Raw genomic sequence first — 4,382 nt, forward strand, 5'->3', positions numbered from 1 at the left:
GGCTCCTGCAGGTACAACACTGCCCTTGAGAATGGTGTAGTACCTGTGGGAGCCGGCTTGCCGGCGATGAGGCCGGTACAGGCCACATAAAAACCGCTTTAGAAATCCCTTGATTGTCTGTAGCCTTCGGCGTCCGATAATAATCCGCGCCCGCAGAGGGCCGTGGCGGCATGCCTGCCGTCCGGCACCCTTAGCCGATCTGCCAGGGCCGGGTGATACACTCGATTTGATGCGCACGCGCGCCTGCAGGTCCAGCGATCATGACCCAGATTTCCGAACGCCTGTTGGTACAGGCCCACCTCGACGCCAAGCAGCCCAACCCGCTGACAGCCGAGCAGGAGGCCGAATACCGTGCGGCCATCGCTGCCGAGCTGAAGGCGCAGAACGCCGTGCTGGTTGCCCACTACTACTGTGACCCGGTAATCCAGGCGCTGGCCGAAGAGACCGGCGGCTGCGTGTCCGACTCGCTGGAAATGGCCCGCTTCGGCAAGAACCACCCCGCCGAGACGGTAATCGTCGCCGGTGTGCGCTTCATGGGCGAAACCGCCAAGATCCTCACCCCCGAAAAGCGCGTGCTGATGCCGACGCTGGAGGCTACCTGCTCGCTTGACCTGGGTTGCCCGGTCGAAGAGTTCTCGGCCTTCTGCGACCAACACCCCGAGCGCACCGTCGTGGTCTATGCCAACACCTCAGCGGCGGTAAAAGCCCGTGCCGACTGGGTGGTGACCTCCAGCTGCGCGCTGGAGATCGTCGAAAGCCTGATGGACAACGGCGAGACCATCATCTGGGGCCCGGACCAGCACCTGGGCCGTTATATCCAGAAGCAGACCGGTGCCGACATGCTGCTGTGGGACGGTGCCTGCATCGTCCACGAAGAGTTCAAGTCGCGCCAGTTGGCCGACATGAAAGCGCTGTACCCGGATGCCGCCATCCTGGTCCACCCCGAATCCCCGGAGTCGGTGATCGACCTGGCCGATGCGGTGGGCTCCACCAGCCAGCTGATCAAAGCCGCGCAGACGCTGCCGAACAAGACCTTCATCGTTGCCACCGACCGCGGCATCTTCTACAAGATGCAGCAGCTGTGCCCGGACAAGGAATTCGTCGAAGCCCCGACCGCCGGCAACGGCGCGGCGTGCCGCAGCTGTGCGCACTGCCCATGGATGGCGATGAATACCCTGGAGCGGGTGCTGGATTGCCTGCGTAAAGGGACCAATGAAATCTTTGTCGACCCGGCGCTGGTGCCGAAGGCGATCAAGCCTTTGAACCGGATGCTGGACTTTACCCAGGCGGCTCGGCTGAAGTTGTCTGGTAACGCCTGACGTTGGTCCGCGTCGACGTCTTCGCGGGCAAGACCGCTCCTACAGGTATCACGCGGTCCCTGTGGGAGCGGGCTTGCCCGCGAAGGGCCCTTAACGCCCCATCATTTCCCTGACCATCCGCTGCTGCTCCAGGATCTCGCGCTGGCGCTGGTCGATCTGTGATGCCAGCGGGAAGTTGCTGCCCGCGCGGCGCTTGGCGTAATCCAGCTGCTGGATCGCCTGGTCAAAATCCCCAACCAAGGTGAAGTACTCGGCACGCGCACGGTGCAGGCCAATGGTATTGCCCGACAACCCCCGCACCTCGGCCATGTCGTACCACACGTCCGGGTCATCCGGCCGGCTCTTGAGCAGGTCGTTCAACACCTTTTCGGCCTCGGCGGGCTTGTTCTGCTTGACCAGCAAATCGGCGCGGACCTGTTTCAGCGGGTAGTTGCCCGGATACAAGCCCTGCATGCGCTCGGCCCGTTGCTGGGCGTCTGCCAGGCGGTTGTTGGTGATGTCCAGGTCGATCTGCGCCAGGTTGTAGGTGATGTCGTTGGGGGCCTTCGCCAACAACGGCTTGAGGTTTTCGCGCGCTTCGTTCAGCTGGCCACCCTTGATCTGCGCCAGGGCCAGGCCGTAGCGTGCAGGGTCGAGTTTAGGGTCGTCATCGAGCTGGGTGCGAAAGCGCTTGGCGGCCAGGCCTGGCGTTTCTTCATAGGTAAGGGCCACGCGAGCGCGAATCAGCTGGTAGCGCTGGCTGTCCTCGACGCCGCCCTTGGGCGCCTGCTCGGCACGGTTGCGGGTGTCGGCAATACGTGATTCGGTCACCGGGTGAGTCAGCAGAAACTCCGGCGGCTTGGCGCCGTAGCGGTACTGCTGCGCCAGGCGTTCGAACATGGTGGGCATGTTGCGAGGGTCGTAACCGGCCTTTTCCAGGTTCTGGATGCCGATGCGGTCGGCCTCCTGTTCGTTCTGCCGCGAGAAGCGCCGCTGTTCCTGGATGGCCGCCGCCTGGGTGCCGGCAATCATGCCGATACCCGCATCGCCAGCGCCGCCGGCAGCCAGCACGATACCCGCGAGCAAAGCCGCCATCATCGGCAGCTGCATGCGTTGCTGGGCCTCGACGCCGCGGGCGAAGTGGCGTTGCGACAAGTGCGCCAGTTCGTGCGCCAGCACCGAGGCATACTCGCCTTCGGTGCGGGCATTGAGGAACAGCCCACCGTTGACCCCGACGATGCCGCCGGGCGCTGCGAAAGCGTTGAGTTCACGGCTGTCGATGAGGATGAATTCCAGGCGCCGGTCCTGCAGCTGGCTGGTTTCGGCCAACCGGTACACGGTGGTTTCGACGTAGTCCTTGAGCTGCGGGTCGTTCAACTGGTTGACCTGGCCGCGCAGCAGGCTGAGCCAGGCGCGCCCGAGCTGGTGCTCCTGTTGCGGCGAGACGATCGCAGAACTGGCGTCGCCCAGTGATGGCAGGTCGTCAGCATGGCCGGGGAGGGCCATCAGGCAGGCCAGCGTCAGCAGGGTAGGGCGCAGTAGATTCATGCACGAAGCTCGCGTCGGGTCAAAGCGCCTACTGTAGCCCGCTCGCACGTAGACGACCAGTGGCGGTATCCTAGCTGCCCTGTTACCAAAGACGTCTGCCCCACGCGTGGAGAACCCCTGATGAGTGACACCCTGACCTGCGACGCCGAACTCGACGCCAGCGGGCTGAACTGCCCGCTGCCGCTGCTCAAGGCGAAGATGGAACTCAACCGCCTGGCCAGTGGCGCGGTGCTCAAGGTGATCGCCACCGATGCCGGCTCCCAGCGCGACTTCCGCACTTTCGCCCAGCTGGCCGGTCATACGCTGCTGCAGGAAACGGCCGAGGCCGGCACCTATACCTACTGGCTGCGCAAGGCCTGAGTCCAACCAAGGATCGTCAATGTTCAAAGTGCTTCGCGACTGGATACACCGCTACTTCTCCGATGAGGAAGCCGTGGTGTTGGCGGTCCTGCTGTTCCTGGCCTTTACCGCGGTGCTTACCCTCGGCGGCATGCTCGCGCCGGTGCTGGCCGGTATGGTGCTGGCGTTTCTGATGCAGGGGCTGGTCAATGCCCTGGAGCGTATTCGGGTGCCGACGCGGATGGCCGTGGTGCTGGTGTTCACCCTGTTCATGGGGGCGCTGGCGGTGTTCCTGCTGGTGCTGGTGCCGCTGCTCTGGCATCAGCTGATCACCCTGTTCAACGAACTGCCAGGCATGCTCGGCAAATGGCAGTCGTTGCTGTTGCTGCTGCCCGAGCGCTACCCGCACCTGGTGTCGGACGAGCAGGTGCTGCATGCCATCGAGTCGGTGCGTGGCGAGATCGGCAAGTTTGGCCAGTGGGCGCTGACCTTCTCGCTGTCGAGCCTGCCGCTGCTGGTGAGCGCCATGATCTACCTGGTGCTGGTGCCGATCCTGGTGTTCTTCTTCCTCAAGGACCGCGAGTTGATCGGCCGCTGGGTCAGCGGTTACCTACCGCGCCAGCGCACGTTGCTCAACAGGGTGGGCAGCGAGATGAACCGGCAGATTGCCAACTACATCCGCGGCAAGGGCATCGAGATCCTGATCTGCGGGATTGCCACCTACATTGCCTTCATCAGCCTGGGGCTCAACTATGCCGCGCTGCTGGCACTGTTGGTGGGGCTGTCGGTGGTGGTGCCGTATGTAGGGGCGGTGGTGGTGACCGTGCCGGTGACGCTGATCGCGCTGTTCCAGTGGGGCTGGGGTGACCAGTTCATCTACCTGATGACGGTGTACGCGATCATCCAGGCGCTGGATGGCAACGTGCTGGTGCCGCTGCTGTTCTCCGAGGCAGTGAGCCTGCACCCGGTGGCGATCATCTGCGCGGTGTTGCTGTTCGGCGGGTTGTGGGGCTTCTGGGGGATCTTCTTCGCCATCCCGCTGGCGACGTTGATCAAGGCGGTGCTGGATGCCTGGCCGCGGCAGGAACCGAGTGTTTCACCGATTCTCTGAATGAAACCGGGGCCGCTTTGCGCCCCATCGCCGGCAAGCCGGCTCCCACAACCGCGGTGCAACACCGAACAGTATGGGAGCCGGCT

4 protein-coding genes are annotated in these 4,382 nt (G+C 63.9%); 3 read left to right on the forward strand and 1 reads right to left on the reverse strand.

Going from position 1 to position 4,382, the window contains the following annotated elements; all coding sequences use genetic code 11:
• Window positions 1-260 precede the first annotated feature (260 nt).
• Window positions 261-1,319, forward strand: a complete 1,059-nt coding sequence (nadA, locus tag ACNQPL_RS26535; RefSeq protein ID WP_346611719.1) for a quinolinate synthase NadA — start codon at window positions 261-263, stop codon at window positions 1,317-1,319.
• Between the two features lie 90 nt (window positions 1,320-1,409).
• On the opposite strand, the gene ACNQPL_RS26540 is transcribed toward nadA, so the two are convergent.
• Complete coding sequence (locus ACNQPL_RS26540; RefSeq protein ID WP_346611718.1) at window positions 1,410-2,846, reverse strand: M48 family metalloprotease; 1,437 nt, start codon at window positions 2,844-2,846, stop codon at window positions 1,410-1,412.
• A gap of 120 nt (window positions 2,847-2,966) precedes the next feature.
• Here ACNQPL_RS26540 and ACNQPL_RS26545 point away from each other — a divergent pair, with 120 nt between their 5' ends.
• Together ACNQPL_RS26545 and ACNQPL_RS26550 are read left to right on the forward strand one after the other, a co-directional pair.
• Window positions 2,967-3,206, forward strand: a complete 240-nt coding sequence (locus ACNQPL_RS26545) for a sulfurtransferase TusA family protein (RefSeq protein ID WP_012273752.1) — start codon at window positions 2,967-2,969, stop codon at window positions 3,204-3,206.
• Between the two features lie 19 nt (window positions 3,207-3,225).
• Complete coding sequence (locus tag ACNQPL_RS26550; RefSeq protein ID WP_416468379.1) at window positions 3,226-4,296, forward strand: AI-2E family transporter; 1,071 nt, start codon at window positions 3,226-3,228, stop codon at window positions 4,294-4,296.
• The last annotated feature ends 86 nt before the right edge of the window (window positions 4,297-4,382 follow it).

This window comes from Pseudomonas sp. LFS044, assembly GCF_047978245.1.
Classification (GTDB): Bacteria; Pseudomonadota; Gammaproteobacteria; order Pseudomonadales; family Pseudomonadaceae; genus Aquipseudomonas.